This window comes from Streptomyces sp. NPDC087440 (assembly GCF_044744005.1).
In the GTDB taxonomy this organism is placed as follows: Bacteria; Actinomycetota; Actinomycetes; order Streptomycetales; family Streptomycetaceae; genus Streptomyces.
Map to the genome: position 1 here is coordinate 1 of NZ_JBIUXN010000031.1, position 18,604 is coordinate 18,604.

Annotated in this window: 15 protein-coding genes and 1 pseudogene; 6 read left to right on the top strand and 10 right to left on the bottom strand. The window is 68.9% G+C overall.

All coding sequences use genetic code 11. The features are described 5' to 3' along the window. Window positions 1-332: 332 nt before the first annotated feature. The 5 genes from ACIO3O_RS38930 to ACIO3O_RS38950 all read right to left on the bottom strand — a co-directional run bounded on the left by ACIO3O_RS38930 (window position 333) and on the right by ACIO3O_RS38950 (window position 5,524). Window positions 333-581 carry a hypothetical protein gene (locus tag ACIO3O_RS38930; protein ID WP_401754442.1) on the bottom strand — a complete coding sequence of 83 codons (249 nt, stop codon included), beginning with the start codon at window positions 579-581 and terminating at the stop codon, window positions 333-335. 63 nt (window positions 582-644) lie between these two features. Continuing rightward, entirely contained in the window at window positions 645-893 is a 249-nt protein-coding gene (locus ACIO3O_RS38935; RefSeq protein ID WP_401754445.1) for a hypothetical protein, read from the bottom strand. 434 nt (window positions 894-1,327) lie between these two features. Then, the gene (locus ACIO3O_RS38940; protein ID WP_401754448.1) at window positions 1,328-2,437 is read right to left on the bottom strand and encodes a Rieske 2Fe-2S domain-containing protein; all 1,110 of its coding nucleotides are present in this window, start codon (window positions 2,435-2,437) and stop codon (window positions 1,328-1,330) included. Between the two features lie 255 nt (window positions 2,438-2,692). After that, entirely contained in the window at window positions 2,693-4,324 is a 1,632-nt protein-coding gene (locus tag ACIO3O_RS38945) for a hypothetical protein (protein ID WP_401754451.1), read from the bottom strand. 135 nt (window positions 4,325-4,459) lie between these two features. Then, window positions 4,460-5,524 (bottom strand): polyprenyl synthetase family protein, encoded by a 1,065-nt coding sequence (locus ACIO3O_RS38950; protein ID WP_401754454.1) that lies wholly within the window; start codon window positions 5,522-5,524, stop codon window positions 4,460-4,462. Window positions 5,525-6,171: 647 nt separating this feature from the next. Here ACIO3O_RS38950 and ACIO3O_RS38955 point away from each other — a divergent pair. Then, the gene (locus tag ACIO3O_RS38955) at window positions 6,172-7,425 is read left to right on the top strand and encodes a hypothetical protein (protein ID WP_401754457.1); all 1,254 of its coding nucleotides are present in this window, start codon (window positions 6,172-6,174) and stop codon (window positions 7,423-7,425) included. Between the two features lie 400 nt (window positions 7,426-7,825). Here the strand turns inward: ACIO3O_RS38955 and ACIO3O_RS38960 are convergent, their stop codons facing one another. Continuing rightward, the gene (locus tag ACIO3O_RS38960; protein WP_401754677.1) at window positions 7,826-8,881 is read right to left on the bottom strand and encodes a DUF3443 family protein; all 1,056 of its coding nucleotides are present in this window, start codon (window positions 8,879-8,881) and stop codon (window positions 7,826-7,828) included. A 275-nt stretch (window positions 8,882-9,156) separates the two neighbouring features. Between ACIO3O_RS38960 and ACIO3O_RS38965 the strand changes: the two genes are divergently transcribed. Then, window positions 9,157-9,612 (top strand): hypothetical protein, encoded by a 456-nt coding sequence (locus tag ACIO3O_RS38965; protein ID WP_401754460.1) that lies wholly within the window; start codon window positions 9,157-9,159, stop codon window positions 9,610-9,612. An 85-nt stretch (window positions 9,613-9,697) separates the two neighbouring features. Here ACIO3O_RS38965 and ACIO3O_RS38970 read toward each other — a convergent pair whose 3' ends face one another. Both ACIO3O_RS38970 and ACIO3O_RS38975 read right to left on the bottom strand, forming a co-directional pair. Further along, complete coding sequence (locus tag ACIO3O_RS38970; protein ID WP_401754462.1) at window positions 9,698-10,021, bottom strand: hypothetical protein; 324 nt, start codon at window positions 10,019-10,021, stop codon at window positions 9,698-9,700. Continuing rightward, window positions 10,000-10,950: an oxidoreductase gene (locus ACIO3O_RS38975; RefSeq protein WP_401754464.1), complete on the bottom strand. Its 951-nt coding sequence runs from the start codon at window positions 10,948-10,950 to the stop codon at window positions 10,000-10,002. Before ACIO3O_RS38975 ends, ACIO3O_RS38970 begins: the two co-directional genes overlap by 22 nt. A gap of 389 nt (window positions 10,951-11,339) precedes the next feature. On the opposite strand from ACIO3O_RS38975, the gene ACIO3O_RS38980 reads away from it, so the two are divergent. After that, a complete protein-coding gene (locus tag ACIO3O_RS38980) occupies window positions 11,340-12,053 on the top strand; it encodes an alpha/beta hydrolase (RefSeq protein ID WP_401754467.1) in 714 nt (237 codons plus the stop codon). A gap of 825 nt (window positions 12,054-12,878) precedes the next feature. Here the strand turns inward: ACIO3O_RS38980 and ACIO3O_RS38985 are convergent. After that, window positions 12,879-13,367: a beta-class carbonic anhydrase gene (locus ACIO3O_RS38985; RefSeq protein ID WP_401754470.1), complete on the bottom strand. Its 489-nt coding sequence runs from the start codon at window positions 13,365-13,367 to the stop codon at window positions 12,879-12,881. A gap of 333 nt (window positions 13,368-13,700) precedes the next feature. Then, on the bottom strand, window positions 13,701-14,615 hold the full coding sequence (locus ACIO3O_RS38990; RefSeq protein ID WP_401754472.1) for a LysR family transcriptional regulator: 915 nt from the start codon (window positions 14,613-14,615) through the stop codon (window positions 13,701-13,703). Between the two features lie 101 nt (window positions 14,616-14,716). Here ACIO3O_RS38990 and ACIO3O_RS38995 point away from each other — a divergent pair, with 101 nt between their 5' ends. The 3 genes and pseudogenes from ACIO3O_RS38995 (at window position 14,717) to ACIO3O_RS39005 (ending at window position 17,952) form a co-directional block, all read left to right on the top strand. Beyond that, on the top strand, window positions 14,717-15,721 hold the full coding sequence (locus ACIO3O_RS38995) for an NADP-dependent oxidoreductase (RefSeq protein ID WP_401754474.1): 1,005 nt from the start codon (window positions 14,717-14,719) through the stop codon (window positions 15,719-15,721). A gap of 678 nt (window positions 15,722-16,399) precedes the next feature. Next, a complete protein-coding gene (locus tag ACIO3O_RS39000) occupies window positions 16,400-16,747 on the top strand; it encodes a hypothetical protein (RefSeq protein ID WP_401754477.1) in 348 nt (115 codons plus the stop codon). A 443-nt stretch (window positions 16,748-17,190) separates the two neighbouring features. Further along, window positions 17,191-17,952: pseudogene (locus ACIO3O_RS39005) on the top strand (metallophosphoesterase family protein). Window positions 17,953-18,604 lie beyond the last annotated feature (652 nt).

An 18,604-nucleotide genomic window follows, 5' to 3' on the forward strand; every position in this document is an offset into this window, starting at 1 on the left:
GACCAACCGATCGTCCCGACCCTGCACAGACGACAGCGAGACCATGCCTGACCAGCGGGAACTCAACGATCACATTCGGTACGACAACGGCTTCTGATCCAGCCAAGCCACCTGAGCAGAAGCAGGCGACGCGACCACGACGACCGCCTCGACCAGCATGCGACGACGCGCTGAAGGACCAGGACTCTCCACAGACTCATCGTGCCATGAACCCGCTGGAGCCGAGCGAACAGCCTGTCATCTCGCCGAGCACGTTCGTCCGTACACCGACAACCCTCGGGCAACACGCTGCGGGTCCACTTGGGGCGGGCTTCCCAGACCTGGTCGGCGCCCTAGGAGGTCTGCTTGCGCAGGATCTTCGGCAAAACCGGGTGCGCGACAACGTCGTACCGGCAGCCCTTGCGGGTCTCGTCCAGCAGCGCCATCGCGTCCGGGATCGCCCGCTTGATCAGCGCCGCAGTGGCTTCCTCGACGCCACCGCCGTGCTCGGACAGAGCGGCCTGGACGATGAGGTCGCCGGGACCGGACTCCTCCTGGAACGCCCCCGGCTTCCTCTCCGCTGTCGGCCGGGCGGCTCCCACGGGCCACGCGCGCCGGAGCCGGCTGTGCCGACTTCGGCGCGTTCTGCGGCAGCACGGCCGCCTTCAGTGGCCCGGGTGTATGCCCGGCGGCCGCGGCTGCCCGCTCCCCCACACATGCGGGCCCTCACCTTCCCAGCTCACCGTCGAAGGATCGTCGAGCACCTCCGACGCCTCCTCCATGCCCACCCGGCGCAGTGCCTCTTCGAGGTCGGTGTCGTTGTAGACCCGCCCGAGATCAGCAGTCACGCCGCCCTGCTGGACGGTGACCCGACGGGCATCGTCTACCAGCCGGTGCACAATGATCACGCTCATGCCTCCACCCTGACCCTCACCTCCTGCTCCCGCACTCCGGCAGCAGCCCTGCGGACCACCGCTGTCCTGCAACGCCGAGTCTGAGGGCCGGCCCCGTCCTCTCTGCGGCTTCGCAGATGCTCAAGCCACTGCGATCAACAAGTCGGCGCAGTTGGTTCACGAACTCCGTCAGCTGAGGATCGATGTCTTCGGGAATTTCATTCCACTGAGCCATGGTCCCCCTACCTCCGGCACCCTGTCGGAGACAGTCATGCGTCCGTCTACTGGACTTGCCGCCCCCTTGTGAAATCCAAACCCGAACTGTTGCAGGACGGTCTACTGGGCACCCTGTTGACGCGCCTCAACCGGCACAGCAGCGGCTGCTGGAGGACGCGTTGGGGCTCGACCGGCCGGTGAGGTCGAGCGACCGGTGGAGCGGACGCAGGGACAACTCCTCAGTTCTTCTGGCCGGCGGCATCAGCAGTCGCAGCCTGCGAATCGGTGCCGGTGGCCAGGCTCGCGGTCGGCATTTGCTGCTGGCCGGGGCTGGTGATCGGGCCCCCCGGGTAGAACTGGCGAGCCCATTTGCGGAGGGCGCCGATCGGCCCGTCGCCCTTGTTGAGCTTGGGGTGGGGGAGGTAGGTCTTGTGGTGGTAGATGGGGAAGTCAGTCCGACCGTCACGGACGAGCCAGTGGTTCATCAGTGAGGTGACCGTCTGTTCGAGGGGCCGTCGTGGAAGGCGGTGCCACGGCGCCGGGAGCTGGTCGAAGCCGATGGTTGCGGACGAGGCGTACCAAATGCGGACGCGCCAGGGTCCGATCGGGGTGACCAGTACCCAGGCGTCGGCAGTCAGCAGCCCATCGGCGACCTGGATTTTCGCATGCGTTCCCGCAAGGCCGATGAACGTGAAATTGATCGTATTGATCACGGTGCCCAGCGGGGGCATGGGACGTGCCAGTTCGTACGTCAGGTGGTAGGTCTGCTCCTTGGCCACGGGCTCGGCGAGCACCGTAGGTTCGATGCCGTGCACGACAGGCAGGTGGCCGTAGTCGATGACGTTCTCCACGATGTCCTGGGGGTGGCCGGACATGTCCGTCGCGTGGTGGGCGGGGATTCGGCCGCTGGTAGGCAGGTCGGGCAGCTCCCAGGTGGGAGGTTGGTTGTCGTGGGAGTGCCAGACCCAGGTAATTCCGAAGGCTTCCCGGGTGGGCAGCAGCGACAGGCGGGCGCGGGGCGGGCTTCCGTAGGGAGTGCGCTCGCACGTGCCGTCCGGGCCGAAGGCGAAATGGTGGAACGGGCAGACCAGGAGTTCGCCGTCGACGCGTCCGCCGGCCCCGAGATGTGCGCCCAGGTGTGGGCAGTAGGGGCGGGTGACCTTGATCGTGCCGCGCCGGGTTCGGTAGATGACGATCTCTTCGCCCATGAACAGGCTGGTCGTCACGGTGCCAGGTTTGAAGTCGCTGACGAACCCCACGCAGAACCAGCCCTGCGGATAGGGCAGTGGAGGTGTGTCCATCGCTGCGCTCCCGGCGCGGAGCGGGCTGCGGTATTCATGGATGCGCATCTCTGCTCTCCTTTGGTCAGAGTGTCCGATCGAGGTTGGGGTGCTTCACTGCGCAGTCCGGATGCCCAGTCAGCGCTGTGACGGGTGGGAGATGAAGGACGGTGGTTGCACGGGGCGAAGGGCCTTGCGGGGCGCTCACCGGTGGGCTGCTGCTCTGCACATGCCGCATGCCCTCCTGCCACGCCGGCCTCCGCCCGTCCCCGCGTACAGCCTGGGTGCCGAGAGCCTGAGGAGAGTCCGGTGGACCAGTGATGCTCAGGTCCCTCGGGTCCCTAGCGATGTGTCCGCTACCTCGCCTAGCCCGCCGTTGCCGTAGTGGAATACGCCCCAGATGGAGCATTGCAAGACGCCGGTGGACGGCCGGTTTCCCACCAGGTGACGAAACAGTTCGTCGCCGACGCAGACAAGGCACCCGCCGCTGTCGTCGTCGGGGCCGACGTCGATCCCTACTTTGCGCCGCTTGCCCTGTGAGGCGTTGAAGAATCGGCAGGCCAGTTCGCGTGCGTTCTCCGGGACGGCGTCCTCCATGCCGCTGCCCACCAAGCAGCCAGCCATCGTGGCCAGTTCCCACACGCCGTCAACCCACCTGGTGTGACCAGTTCCCGCGCTACCGTAGCCCTTGAGAATCCCGGGCACCCGTCCCCTGATTTCCAGGGTGGACCGTGAGGCCTTGAGCAGTGGGTCGCGCTCCTCGGGAGGAAGGTGGCTGGCCCTCTGCGCGCACCATTCGAAGATGCGATCTGCGTGAGCTGCCGTGATGTGCGGCCGTGATTCGCGCAGTACACCTGTCAGCGCACCGACGAACGATACTTCGATCACCCGGTCATGCTGACTGCCGCGACCCCGCCAGTTGGTCGTCAGGGTGGACATCCAGGCCGCGCCACGCCATCGGAGTTCGGCGACTTCGGTCTCATTCATGTCGCCCACGGCACGTTGCAGTTCGTCACACATCTGCATGACCCTGCCTTTGAGCCGGGGTGTGTGGTCGGAGATGAGCAGGTCGCGCGTACGGTCCATGTGCGCTGACGCTGGGGCTGGAGGGTTGACCCAGGTGTTCACGTGATCGGCTCCGCGCACCAGAATGTCGATCATTTCGGCAGGCCACTTGTGTGCGTCGCCGAACGTGCGGATAGCGGCCTCGCCAGGGGCCCTGCCGCGGACCTGCGGGCTCCAGGTCTGGTGCGGGTGTGTGCCCCGGTAGTGCGTCCACAAGGCTCCGGCCATGTGGTGGGGCGCGATGACGTCGTGGATGCGCTCCAGAGCGGCGTCGTTCGCCGGATGCGGGCCCGCCTCGTCCACAGCCAGATGGGTGCACACGAGACCCCATAGGGCCGCGCCCTTGCACCAGGCTTCGCTCATGGCGGGAAGCTCCCACTCGTCCACACCGCCGCTCGTGCGAACCCACTTGAAGCCCTGGTGTACTGCGGCAGCGCAGAATTCGCCGAGCAGGCCGATCCACTCGGCTCCGCTGTCGGTCCTGCACAGGCCCCGGAATGCGCCGTGCCGGTAGGCCGCTTCCAGCACGCCCAGGGCCCGGTACTCGTCGCTGTCGGCCAGCACCTCAACGGGTGCCGTGCCCTGGGCGAGGTAGGACGTTTCAAAGTCGAGGAAGTCTTCGATTCCTTCGACCCAGGGTTCACTGCTGCCGCTGACCTTGCCGCGCAGCGACTTCAGCAGGTCGGCCTTCTGGGCGGGGCTGCGGCACTGTTCGATGGCGTGGCAGTCGTTGTAGACCGACACCATGAAGGCGTTCTTCTTCTTGCCGTAGAGCCAGTCTGCCCAGATATATCCGTACGTTCCCGCCAGTTCTTCCGGGAGTGTCCGGTCAGTGGCTGCTTTGTCGACTGGCGGTGTCTGTGCGGGTTCGTTTTTCGAGATCGTGGTCATCTCAGGCTCCATTCGGCTTCTGTGGGGGGCCTCTTGCTCGGTCGTCTGCCGACCGTTTTGAGGGGACGAAGGGAGTGCCGACGATTGCTCCGCAGCAGCATCCGCCCGAAGGGCGGTGCCGGTGCTCGGCGTGTTCTATGAGGTGCGTTGCACGGCCTGGGTGGCGATCCGTTGCAGGGCGGCGGTGGCTGCGGGCGGGCAGGGGGCGTCCTGGAGGGCGGTGAGGGCCTGTGCGTACCGGGTGGTGATCATGTGCTCTACCTGGTCGCGTGCTCCGGTTGTCTGGAGTACGCGTCGGATCTGGGCGGCGCCGTCCTCGTCGAGTGCGGGGTCGCCGAGCAGGTTGTGCAGCAGGTGGTGTTGGGCGGGGGTGGCTTGTTGGGCCGCGAGTGCGATCAGGACGGTGTGCTTGCCTTCGCGCAGGTCGTCCAGGACGGGTTTGCCGGTTTCCTGTGGCTGGCCATAGACGCCGAGGATGTCGTCGCGCAGCTGGAAGGCTTCGCCAAGGGGCAGGGCGTAGCGCGAGAGTGCGGCAAGGAGTTCCGGGTCGGCGCCGGCGAGGACTGCACCGGCGTGCAGGGGCCGTTCGATAGTGTATTTGGCGGTCTTGAAACGGATGACTTGCAGGGCCGCGCGGTGGTCGGTGAGGGGCGTGAAGGGGGCCATGAGGTCCAGGTACTGGCCGTAGATGACCTCTTGGCGCATGGCGTCGATGACGCGGTGCAGTGCGGCCTGCCGATGGGGTGCGCGGTGGGGTGAGTTGAGAAGTTCGTCGGACCAGGCGAGGGCCATGTCGCCGATCAGGATCGCGGCGCTGGTGCCGATGTGGTCATGGTCGTACCGGTGAGCCATGGCGCAGTGCACGGTGGGGCGGCCCCGGCGGGTTGAGCTGCTGTCCATGATGTCGTCGTGGATGAGGCAGAAGGCGTGGAACATTTCCACTGCTGCTGCCGTGCGGACGACCTCTTCGTCATCGCCGTGTCCTCCGGCGGCGTGCCAGCCCAGGACACACAGCAATGGACGCAGCCGTTTCCCGCCCGAGGCGAAAAATTCCCCCAGTGCTTCTGTCACGTCCACGGGCATGGAACGGGCTGTGGCGTCGTCATGCTTGGCATCGAGAAAGTCGTCGAGGGTCTTGTCGACGCGGGCTCGTACGGCTGCGAAATCGATGCTCTGGGTGTGAACGGAAAGGGAGGTCATGAGGTTTCGCCTTCCGTTGCGGTGGGTCAGCCGCAGCTCCTGGGCCGGGAGGGCTCCGACAGTCCGGGGTGGACGGTGCGTGCGGCCTTATGGCGGACGAGGACTTGAGCCCGGTCGTTGAGGGCGGCCGCGCGCGTTCCTCGGCCCGGGGCCGGCGCCGACGCAGTCCATGACGGCGATCGGGAGGAGTCGGCGCACGAGGAACCGCCGGCCTGCGCGGGGTCGCGCACTGCGCGACGCGGCCGGTGGCAGGCACTGGGGGCAGCCTGGTGGACGGTGTCGCGGGCCAGGGCGTCAGAGGGCGTTGGCCCGCCGGTCGGTCGCAGCACGCATCAGGGGCACTCTCTCCTTCGCCGAGGGCAGACAGGGGGGTGTGCGGTGCACGGGCGGGACTGGCCGTTGGAATCGCCCCGTCCGGGTACTTCATTCAGTACAGCGTCTTGCGTGCGGGCCGCACAGAACGCGAGGGCGGTGGAGGTGCTGCAACCGCTGCAACATTGCGCCTTTGTGAAACGCGGCGCGGGCGGTGGTCTCCGCGACCGGACCCGGGAGGCAGGGATATGCCGAAAACACCCAATACCCGCCTGAAGAGCCTGCTCACAGAAGCAGGATGGAACGGGACGCAACTCGCCTCAGCCCTTCGGCGCGTGGCCGCCGAGTCCGGACACTGCGCCGCATACGACCGTTCGACGGTCTCCCGCTGGCTCTCCGGCACCACTCCCCGCCCACCTGCACCGACGCTGCTGCTGGAGGCACTGTCACGGCGTCTCGCGCGCCCCGTAACCTCGGTGGAGGCGGGGCTCAGCCAGGCCCCGTCCACGCTGGTCGACCTGTCCGGGGAGGCTGATCCCTTGCACCGGCTGTCCCACCTCACCGCCGCCGAACTCGATCCCACCCGCCGTCACATACTGGGCACCGGCATCTACAGTGTGGCCGCCCTCGCGGCGCCCGCCTTGTGGCATCCCCTCCTCGACCCCCCGCATCCGCCCGCCCCCCACCCGGGGATGAACCGCCGGGCCGGGCCGGCGGAACTGGGACAGATGCACACCATGATCCACAACTTCGCGCAGAGCTCCCAGGCCCACGGCTCAGCTCACCTGCGCACGACGCTCGCCGCCTACCTGCGCCACGACGTCGCCGGCTATCTCCACCGCCCCGCCGCCCCCGGCATCCACGAGCAGCTCCTGTCCGCCGCGGCCCAACTGACCCTGCTCCTGGGCAATATCTGCGCCGGCGACGGAGGCGACGCCCACGCCCAGCAATACCACCTGACCGCCGCCCGACTCGCCCGCGATGCCGGTGACGCCGCCACGTACGCCATCACCCTGCGGACCATGTCCGCCCACGCCCACGACCTCGGCCACCACACCACAGCCGTCCTGCACCTGGCCGAACACGCCGCCCACAGCAGCCGCAGCGCACCACCCGTGGTCCGCGCCTACGCCCACGCCCACCTGGCCGTCGTTCAGGCCAGCCACGACAAGCACGCGGCCCTGGCCGACATGGCCACCTCAGAACGCCTCCACGAACAAGCCACCACCACCGCCCCCGGCCCCTTCACCCACTACCCCGCCGGAGCCCTGCACTATCAGCGCGCCCAAGCCCTCAACACCCTCGGCGACGCCTCCGGCGCCATCAGCGCACTCACGACCTCACTGCGCCTGCGCACCCCGCCCGAACGCCACGCCACCGCCCTCACCCGCGCCCGCCTCGCAGAAATCCTCCTCGCCCAGGGACACCTCGACGCCGCCCTCGAGCACTGGGAAACCTTCCTGCACGACTGCCCCACCCTGCACTCCGCCCTCGTACAACGAAAGATCCAGAACATGCGCCGCCTGCTGCACCCCCACCGCCGCCACCTCCCCACAGCCCGGCTCCTGACCCGTGCCGCCCACCACTGACACGTCCGGCAGCGCCCCGCCACCAGCACGGGGCACCGCGGCAGCACAAATGTCCCGGACAGCAGACGGCACAACCGGGGCGAACAGAACACGATCAAAGGGATCTTGCATGATCGAAACCATGCCCCCTCCACCCCGCCTCGCCCGCTGCCCCGCCGCACCCACGACGGGAGTCCACGCACGTTCACGCAAAGGGAGGCAACCACCAGCCTGCACCGCCCCCCCCAGGAGTGGCGCCCGAGCGCAGTGGCGGGGCGGGGAGGAGTGGTTCAACAAATCGGCGGCCGTCGTGCGGCACTGGCACCGTCAGATGGAGTTCGCCAATCTCATGGCGCTCTGCCCAGGCTTCATCGCGGGTGCTCGCGCTGGCGAGGCGCCCGGGGGACTGCGCTCAGGATCTTCAAGGGGTACCGGTGGTGGCTACCGGGAAGGGCGCGAAGCCGATCGTCCCGGAGGTCAGGTCGTAGCGCACATTGGTTCCCACGTAGGCGATGAGGCCCGCCAGCGAGGGCTGGGTGCCATGGACGCGGGCATGCGTGTCGTCTCCTGTGGTGAGCGTCCGCTTCCAACCGGCCGTGGGCACGCTCAGGTCAATGTCGACGTCATCGGGCACCGGACCAGCGGTACTGCCGGGGTCGAGGATGCGCAGGCCCGGGGTTCCGGTGTCCAGCAGAGTCGGACCGCACACCTTCCCACCCGTCAGGTCCGGCGAGGCGAAACAGGCATGCATCTGGCGGGAATCCCAGGAAGGCGGACCCGACGGGTCGTCCGCGTCGCCCTTGTCCGGCAACGCGACCGTCCGGTAGCCGGTGGCGGGCACGCCCAACAGCAGACGGCTCTGGCCCTCGGGGTCGTAGTGGATCGCGTACTGACGTCCGACCGGCTGATGTCTGGCGTTGTGCAGATACCACAGCGGGTTCGCCAGGCCGACCGCATCGGCCGTGCTCACACCGAGAATGCCGTCCAGGGCACGGCCGAACATCACTGGCTTCCTCCCACCCGCGGCCGGGCAGTTCGGCTTGCGCGCAGCGCACGTCGTGGACGTCACCAGGTGCACGGGAGCCTTCCGTGCGGTGAATCCGCCCAACATCACGTCAGCAGTGGCGCGCTTGCCGTGCAGCCGGGTTCCGCTGCCGTACCCGTACGGAGCCGCATCACCCAGCACCGTCACCGCAGTGCGGGGAATCTTGCCCGCCACCACGCGCAGCCCCGTCGAGCCCGTGTCCACCAGCACCCTCAGCCGCGCTCCACCGATCACCACTGTGGCGACGAGCCGGGGAACACCTCCGATCGTGGCCACCTCCAGCGGAACACCAGCCACCCCGGCAGCCCCCGCCGGTGGCCCCGCCGCTTCCGGAACCACACCCGCAGCACGCGCCCCGGTCCCCAGCACCAGCAGCCCGGAGGAGAAAAGTACGGCCGCTCTGCGGCGCCAGCCACTCCCGCGTGCATCCATCACGTGTCCTCACCCTCAGCAAACAACACCGCCGCGACCATCAGCTGACACGGCGCCCTATGAGTCACCTGATGCCACCGCCCGGCGTTCCGCACCTGGGCCTACACCCTTCGGCTGACAAAGACCGACGAGGTCCTCGTCCAGGACGAACGACCTGAGGCGGTGGGTGCAGGGTCGCCGGTTCGGCTGAGATGCGCTGCAACCGGCACAGGAAGTCGCAGCGGCCGGTGAATAGATGTCACCGGCATCAGTGGGCGGGCTGCCATCATGCCGAGATGGCCCACGACATAGTGTTCTTCCTCGCTCCCGACGACAAGACTGCCGCTGCGACACGTCTACGGGGACCCGGTGAGAGCTTCCCGTCTGTGACCTGCCATTTCTTTGAGCCGGACAGTGCCATCGCCGAGTGGGACATGTACTTCAGAAGTCCCTCGGCCGAAATCCCGCCGTTTGACCGGCTCCTTCGGTGGCGGCCGTGGCCGAGGTGGGTGACGCCCCCCTTGAACGACGGCATTGAGGTGTTCGCCCTGCCGCAGCGATTGATCCGGGCGCTGGCCAACGCTCCCCGCACCGAGCTGGAGGAACTTGCCGATCGCTGGGCCACGAGGCTCAAGCATGAGGACGGGGACGACATGACCGCCGACGATCTGCTCGGGGTACTGCAGGGAATTGCCGGGCTCGCGGTGTCTGCCGTACACACTGGCGGTGGCCTCTACAGCTGGAGCTACTGACCGTCCGGCAGAACTTCTTCGCGCAGTGGAAACGTGCCGTCCGCTGGGCGGACAGCCCGAAGCAGGTGACAGCTGTCTCGACCAGTCACAGGCTCTCGGGCGCCAGATTGGGGCGCAGCCGGTGAAAGGAGGGGTGGCGAAGGAGCCCGGATCGCGTACAAGTGGCATAGCAGGCGTCGGCAACGCGGCGGGGCAGGACCCAGCGGGCGCCGGACACGGCCGGGGCGGCGGTGAAGGGGCGCGGTGCCCTTGCCTCACGTCGGGCTTCAGCCGCCGGGCGGTCGGCCTGCTCGCCAGCCATCAGGCGCTCGTCCCAGCACGGAATCGGGACCGGGCTCCCCACGGACAGGGCCCGGGAGGTCCGTCCGCCGTGACGGATTTCGCTGCTCAGGATGCCGGTGCCTCCCATGTCGCCGGGTCCGGGTCGACGCCGGTCAGTTCCACCGACGCCTCCCACAGCGCCAGGGCACTCTCCGGGTCGCGGGCGCGGGCCGAGCGCGCCGCCGGAGCCGGGGCACCGCGGGTCTCCCCCAGCCTGCTCGGGCCGAAGTACTCCCCGCCGGTCACCGCCGGGTCGGTGGCGGCGCGCAGCACCGGAAGGGCACCGGCCGACGCGGGCTGGGTGTACAGCCGGGAGACGCGTTCCAGTTTCGCCGCCCAGGCCCGGCCGGACATCTTCGGCCCCGCCTGGCCCAGTTCGGTGGAGGACAGCCCCGGATGGGCGGCTACGGCGGCCAGTGGCCGCCCGGCTGCCCGGGCCCGCCGGTCGAGTTCGGCGGTGAACAGGAGGTTGGCGAGCTTCGAGCGGCCGTACGCCCGCCACTTGTCGTAACCGCGCTCGGAGTTCAGATTCCCCGGCTCGATCCGGCCGAGGCGGTGCCCGAGGGAAGAGACGGTCACCACGCGCGAGGGACCCGCGCCCAGCAGCCCGCCCAGATGTCCGGTGAGGGCGAAGTGGCCGAGATGGTTGGTGCCGAACTGCATTTCGAAACCGTCCACGGTGTGCCGCAGCGGGAGCGCCATCACCCCGGCGTTGTTCACGAGAAGGTCCAGGTGCCCGTCGACTTCGCCGCCGATACGGACCGCTGCCTCCCGTACGGACTTCAGATCGGCCAGGTCGAGAACGACCAGCCGGACGTCCGCACCAGGGGCGGCCGCCCGGATCCGCTCCCGCACCAGGACCCCCCGTTCCCGGCTGCGGCATGCCAGAACGGTGCGTGCACCCGCTCGGACGAGGTAGAGCGCGACTTCCGCGCCGATTCCGCTGTTCGCCCCGGTCACAACGGCGGACGTGCCCCCGAGGCGGGGGATGTCGAGTGCGCTCCAGGAGGTCGTCATCAGGTGCCGTTCGTATAGGGGACAAACAAGAGTCAGGGATCGATGCGAACCTGCCCCGCACGCACCGCTCCACGCGTCCCCCCATGGTCCCTCTCGCCCCACCGTGGATCCGCCCTCCTCGAAAAGCGTGGGGAAGTCAGCCGATGATCGCGTAGCGGTTCATGCCTGATGGCGAGGCAGGCGGTCACCAGCGCTGCGCGCCGGGTGCGCTCCGTCTCCGAATGCTCCCCCGGCAATGTTCACGTGCACGCCGAGATGACCCCGCCGCGACAGTCGGTTCCGTAGTTCCTGACCGCGTGCGACGATGCCGAGCAGCTCCCCACTCGGGAGGGTGCGAGCGTGGTGCCGATGTTCGGGGCATTGCTGTTGCGTCTCGTTAGGGTTACCGCATGTCTCTGCCCTCCGGACCGCCCTCATTCCTCCTCGTTCACGGCTCATGGCTGCGACCCACCTGCTGGGTTCCGCTTCAACAGGCGCTCACTCAAAGAGGGTTGAGGTCGCGGACGGTGGCCCTGCCGAGCATCGGTCCGCAGCGGACACCTACCGCGGGCATGTACGACGACGCCGACGCGATCACTGCGGAGATACGGCGAACGCCCGGACCGATCGTCGTCGTCGCGCATTCCTATGCCGGAATTCCCGTCACTCAGGCTGTCGTTGGCCGATCGGGCGTCGCCCACATCGTGTATCTCGCGGCCTACGTGCCCGCGGAGGGCGAGAGCCTCAACAGCATGCACGGCCAGGATGCGCACGTGCCGGGTGGGGAGGAGGACCTGACCGGGACCGCCCCCGTGATCTTCGACGATCCTCGCTCGTCCCTCTTCGGGGACGTGCCGGACGCACTCGCCCGGCAGACCGTCGACATGCTCGTGGAGCAGAGCCTGAGGGCGTTCCAGCAACCGGTGACTCGGGCCGCCTGGCGCACGGTCCCGTCCACGTATCTTCTGTGTGCACAGGATCAGGCCCTCCCTCCAACACGGCAGGAGCAGATGTCCGTTCGGACCGCACGGGCGGAACGGCTCGACACTCACCACTGCCCCTTCCTGTCCGCACCCGTCGATCTCGCCGCCGTTCTCGACGAAATCGCTTCCGCCGGTCACTGACCACCGCACGAGTCGGGCCACCGATCCGGTGGGCGCGAGCGAAAGCGCGCTGCTGCGGGACTTGCCCGGCCTCAGCCGACACGGTCCGTGATCAAGCCGGCAGGCTCTGTGCGCGCGATGAACTGCCCGCCGTGGTGACGACTGGACGCCCTTGGCAGGTGCTCGCCAGAGCCTGTCCACTTCCGCCGAACTTCCCGCCGCCACGGCCGTCCGAAGCGGCGTTCGATCGACGCCGCCCGGGGCGCTGCTCGAACCTCCCCTGCCACCCTGGCCGGAGCGACCTTCGGGCCCGAGACCGGTGCAGGGCGGGGTCTGTTCGCAGGGCATCCGGTACGTCCTCAACGACGGGGCCCACCAACCCCTGCCGCTGGAGTCCACCTTCGGTGGTACGAGGGTTTGGGTGGTACGAGGGTTGGTCGAGGGCGCCCGAGTGCTGGCGTCGCCGAGCACGGAAGGGCGCCGGGTCGTATGCGTGCGAGGCCACGGCCAGCCTGTGCCGAGAGGAAACGAGGACGGGGCAGTGCCGTGGTGCACTGGCAGTGCTCCCCGAAGTACACCTCCGCCGCAGCGACCACGCATAGTCGGCGACGGCCCCCCGCGCGTCCGTCGTCGGGGACGTACCGCTCACCACTCAGCGCGCAAGCCAGACAACAATTGCGGGCCGGGCGCACCCCGCGACGGCTCCCCACCCCCACAACATCCGAGAGGCTCCGCAGCACGGGGCACCCACCAGCATGTGCCGCTCGGGCGTGCAGGGCGACGGCGTGAGCAGACGGTCTCACGACCGTACGGGCCTGGCCGTCGGCGTGTGAACGTCCCTCCCCGTCAACGGACTTCGGTGAGCCGGCCGGTGGCCACGTCAAAGACGAACCCCCGGATGCTGTCCTTGTGCACGACGAACGCGTCGGCCTTGATCCGGGCGATCGACTGCGCGACGTCGGCATCCAGATCGTCGAAGGCTTCCGCCGCCCACGGCGGGCGCAGACCGGTGTCCTTGTGGACCGTGTCCTTGAACCCGTCGTCGGTGAACGTCAGCATTCCGCAGTCGGTGTGGTGAATGAGGATGATCTCCTCGGTGCCCAGGAGGCGTTGGCTGATGGCGAGGGAGCGGAGCGTGTCCGCGGTGACCACTCCCCCGGCGTTGCGGATGACGTGAGCCTCGCCCTCCTGGAGACCGAGCGCTTCGTACACGTTCAGGCGGGCGTCCATGCATGCCACGACGGCGAGTTGCTTGGACGGAGGCAGAGGCAGAGGCCCGGTGAAGGTCTCGGCGTAGTGGGCGTTGTTGGCCAGCAGCTCATCGGTCACGGACATGACGGACCTCGGTTCCGTTGATGCCGAAGGGACGGCAGGGTGGGGGGTATCCACGGCTCCGGAACGCCCGGTCCCGTGGCGGCGCGGTCACATCCCCTGGCAACAGAGCCCGTCGTAGAGATCATCACGACGCGACGGCCAGAAGCCCGTCAGCGTGGTGGCAAAGGTCGGCATCGCTCAAGTGAAGCTGTCGGCGCCCGCCTTGGCAATGCCGCGTAGGGACAGGTCTGTTCGGCGGCCTGTTCCAGCCGGGCGGGTACGGAGTCCGCACAGCGCATGGCGGTCTTCTCGTGGGGCCATGGGCACCCGGGAGGCGGTCCGTTCGCCCGGCCTTCACCGGCGGGCTGCTCTGAGCTCGCGAATCAGGGCGCGGACAGCGGCGCTGGAAGCCAGTTCAGGGGTGGTGATGTACCCCACGGACCGGGTGGGCCGGTCGGGGCCGAGGTCGGTGATCTCGACGCCGTCGGGTGCCTCGCTCAGCGAGAGTGCAGGCATGATCGCCATGCCGAGACCTCTGCTCACCAGGGAGAGCACCGCCCCGTCGTCCTCGGTCAGGACGGTCGCCTTCGGAATCCAGTCCTGCCCGGCCCACCACCTGCGGGTGGAGGAACCGCAGTTCTCGTGCCAGTCCACCAACGGCAGTGACCGCGGGGCGGGATGGCCGACCGGGTGCACCAACGAATAGGGCTCCTCGACGAGTACGTCGCCGATGAGCCCGGCGGGCACGGGCAAGGTGGAGCTGATCGTCCCGATACCCACGTCCGCGCGCCCTTCGGCGACCTCGCCCGCGGTGCCCGCGCCCAGTTCGCGGACGACGTACACCTCCGGTGCGATGCCGGGGTGGCGGGTGGTGAGGCGCCCCAGGACGGGTGGCAGCAGGTGGAGGACGGCGCTGCGGAAGGCGGCGATGCGCAGCGGGCCGGTGATCGCGCCCCGCTCCGCACCGCGGGCTTCCACGGCCAGGGTGTCCAGGAGCCGCAGGACCTGGCGGGCGTGGGCAGCGGCGGCGGCACCGGCCGGGGTGGGTGTCGCACCCTTGCGGCCCCGTTCGAAGAGAATCGCTCCGATCTTGCGTTCCGTGCCGCGGACGGAATGCGAGACCGCGGACTGGGTCAGCCCGAGAGCCTTGGCGGCCGCCGAGAACCCGCGTTCGCGGTCGACGGCCACCAGGATGCGCAGCTCGTGCGGGGCGAGGTCGGTGGCGGCGGCCGCCGTGGCGGCTGCGGATCTGTGTTCTGCGGCTGTCATAGGAGGTCCCACCTGCTGATATGAGGACTCTTCATGGGTCGGGCCGTACCATGAGCGCAACCCTCTCCCCGGCCTCGGCATTCCTCCCTACGGTCGTCGGCATGACCGAAACCATGCTTGCCGTGCACCAGACCGCCCGCCCCCACGGCTTCCCCACCCCCGGCCACTTCGCCTTCGTCGAGTCCGCGGTGCCGGAGCCCGGCCCGGGAACGGCGCTGGTGGAGAACCTGTACTGGTCGGTGGACCCCTACCACCGCGAGATGATGGACGGGGACTTCGCGCTGAACGCCCCGCTGGAGGGCCGCACCCTCGGCCGGGTCGTGGACTCCCGGGAGCCGGCGCTCCGCGAGGGCGACATCGTCTTCCACCGGCAGGGCTGGCGCACCCACACCGTCGTCACTCCCGCAGAGGTCCGTGCCGTCCCGCGCTTCGACGGAGTACCGCTTTCCGCGCACCTGAGCATCCTCGGCGGCACCGGTCTGACCGCCTACGTCGGGCTCACCCGCATCGCGGAGCTCCGCGAGGGGCAGGACGTGTTCGTCTCCGCGGCGGCCGGTGGCGTGGGGACGGCCACCGGGCGACTCGCCCGACTGATGGGTGCGGGACGGCTCGTCGGCAGCGTGGGCACGGCGGCGAAGGCCGCCTACCTGACCGAGCACGTCGGCTACGACGAGGCCTTCGACTACCGCTCGGGCCCGGCGGCCGAGCTGCTCGCCAAGGCGGCGCCCGACGGCATCGACCTGTACATGGACAACGTCGGCGGCGAACCCCTCGAAGCGGCGATCTCCTCGCTGCGCGAGTACGGACGGATCGTACGGATCGGCACGATCGCCCAGTACAACAGCACCGGCACGCCCTACGCCCTGCGCAACCTTCCCGACATCGTCGAGAAGAGCCTGCGCATGGAGGGGTTCCTCGTCAGCAACTATCGGGACGTGCAGGAGGAGTTGTACGAGTTCGTGGTGCCGCACCTGAAGAGTGGACGGGTCGCGCTCGACGAGACCGTGGTCGACGGATTCGGCAGCATTGTGGACGGGTTCCTGGGGATGCTACGGGGCGAGAACCAGGGCAAGATCATCGTGCGGGCGGACGGGGCGGACGTCTGACGGAACGGGACGCCGCCAGACCGTGCCGTGGCAGTGAAGGCAAGGCAGGGGACCTCGGCCCTGCGCCGGGCGAGCTGGGCCCTGGCGAGCGCTGCCTGGCCGCCGGGGCTGGTCTTCCCGTGCAGTGCGAGAGGTGCGATCAGTCGCCGGGCAGCGGGCAGGTTCAGTCTGCCCCCGCGCAGGGAATCAGGCGCGGCGGTTCCCGATGCCACGATGCACGGCGGCCGGTGCCGACGTCGGGCGTGCCGGCTTTGGTGGTCCCATGACCGGGGTCGCCCCCGCCACGGGCGGCCGAGACCTCGCGGGGACGGGGTGCCAGGAGAATCAGAATTTCGTGGCAGGCCCGTCCTCCGCAGCTTCCCGAGGGGCTCAACGTGCTCTCCCGGCGCATCACCGCTCCCGTACGGGAAGTGAACCCGCCGGTATCCGAGCGGGTCTACTCTGAGCGCAGGCCGAAGTCCGTACGCGCGGGAGGCACTTGTGGAAGCACCATCCCACCGGCCCACCTATCCGCCCAGGACCGAACCGCCGCCCAAACGGCCGCTGCCTCCCCCCGAACCGCCACCGAAACAGCCGCAGCCGTCGCAGTCGTGGATGCAGACCCGGATCGCTGACCGGCGCTGCCGGAACTGGCCCCTGGAATCCCAGCCCTGGACACCACGCGGCGCGAGCCGACGCATGGTGCAGGCGCTGCACGAGTGGGGCTACGCGCGCTTCGACGAGGACACCGCCCGGGCGGTGGTCGAGCTTCTCGTGACGGCGGCCGTGGACGACGGCGGAACCCACCTGGGCGTGCACCTCGCCGACCACCAACAGCACGCCCTGGTGCTCGTCCTCAGCAGCGGACCCCACACCGGCCGCCCCGACGACGGCTCCCTCCTGCATGCCCTCGCCGCCCAAGGAGTGGCAGACTGCGGGACGGAAGCGGCCGAGGACGGCCGCCGCCGGTGGGCACTCCTCGACCTCACACCCCCGCCACCAGCTCCGCTCCCCGGCCCGACGCCAAGGACACCCGCGCATAGCTGACCGGGCGCACGGCGCCCCCGGCAGAAACGACGCTGCGGGCCCCACGCGGCGTGAGGACGAGGCGCGCAGGGGCGCAGGGAGTTTGGTGGCGGCAGCCCGGTGCACGCCGAACATGTCGGCTATCTCGCCGGTGGTCATAGCGGGGTCTGCGGCGATCAACTCGTTGGGACCTGCTTCGCCGCCCACGGCACGCCGGTCACCACCGATGGCCGCCCGCCGCGCACTCGCCGACGGGCTGGAGGCACGTGCTGCGTGCCGCCCCGACACCGCGCTCGCCATTCTCGGGTAGGGGAATCGGCCCAGAAGCCGTCCCGCTTCTCCTCGATCCGTGACGCGCTGTGACTCGGCTGACGCCTCGAAGGAATCGGTTGTCTCCGCCTCGGGAACTACGCGCCGGGCGAACGACCACACCACGCGGCCGTCTCCACCCCACTGTGGTGACCATGCTGAACCGAGTAGCCGTCCTGTCCGACATTCATGGAGTCCTGCCAGCCCTGGAAGCAGTTCTCGCCGAACCAGACGTCAGCACCGCCGACCACATCGTGCTCACCGGCGACATCACCGCAGGCCCTCAACCGACCCAGGTCCTCGACCTGTTGATCAGCCTCGGCGACCGCGCCGTCTGGATCAGCGGCAATGCGGACCGCGAACTCCTCGAATACCGCCGGGATCAACGCGAAACGATCCCCGATCCGATCGCCCCCTGGGCAGCCGAACAGCTCCGCGAGGACCATCTCGACCTTCTCAGCTCGTTGCCACGATCACTATCCCTGTCCGTGAAAGGCCTGGGAAAGGTGCTGTTCTGCCACGCCACCCCTCGCGACGACGAGGAAGTCGTCCTCGTCGACTCCCGCCTCGACCGCTGGGGGTAAGTCTTCGACGGACTCGATGCCGATATTCGCACCGTCGTCTGCGGCCACACCCACATGCCGTTCGTCCGCCTCGTCCACAGCCGACTCGTGATCAACCCCGGCAGCATCGGCATGCCCTACGGACGAACCGGAGCACACTGGGCACTGTTAGGCCCGGGCGTCGATCTCCGCACCACACACTTCGACCTCCAAGCCGCAGCTACCCAGCTCAGCCAGGACTCGTCCTACCCCGACATCAACGCATGGGCCGACTACTTCCTGCACGCTCGCGCGACCGATGCCGACGCCCTCGCCGCCTTCGCGCCACGGGACGGACGCGACCACGCACCATGACACCCGTTCCCATCTACGACTAAGAGCAGCCGAACACCAACTACGTGATCAACGACGCCTACCCATGCCGAGGCCGGACCTGTGCCAACGGCTCCAGCCATGTGATTCTTCCGGTCACAGAGCTGCGGGAGCGAGGCGGACAGTCCAGAGGTGCAGCCTGATCCGCAACGGTCTCGGTGGCGGGGGCGGCGGGGCCTTGGGTACACGCCAGCGAGCGACGGGCTTGGTCAACCGTCGGGTCATCAGGGTCATCAGGGTCATGACGGTCCAGGCCAGATGGGCTTCGGCGTGCGACGGCAGTTTCTCGTAGTCGCGGCAGTTCCGGCGAGATCGCATCAGCCACGAGATGCTCCGCTCCACCACCCATCTCTTCGGCTGGCGGCGGCGTCGGGATCCGGCGGGGCCTCGGGTGGCGGGCAGTACGTGGAGTCAGGAAGTCGCGCACGTCCATCAGTTTTTCCAGTGGGCGGTGCAGCAGCGGCAGGTGGGGCCGGTGCCCATTCCGCAGCGTTCGCGCCGGGGCGGGGCGTGGGGGGGGCGGTGCGGGCGTCGGGGGCGAGGTGATTCGGTCCCGGCGAGGTACACGCATGATGTGGGCGGGCAGCGGGTGGAGTGGCTAGCGCCGGCGGCGTACCGGCGGTGGCGGGATGTG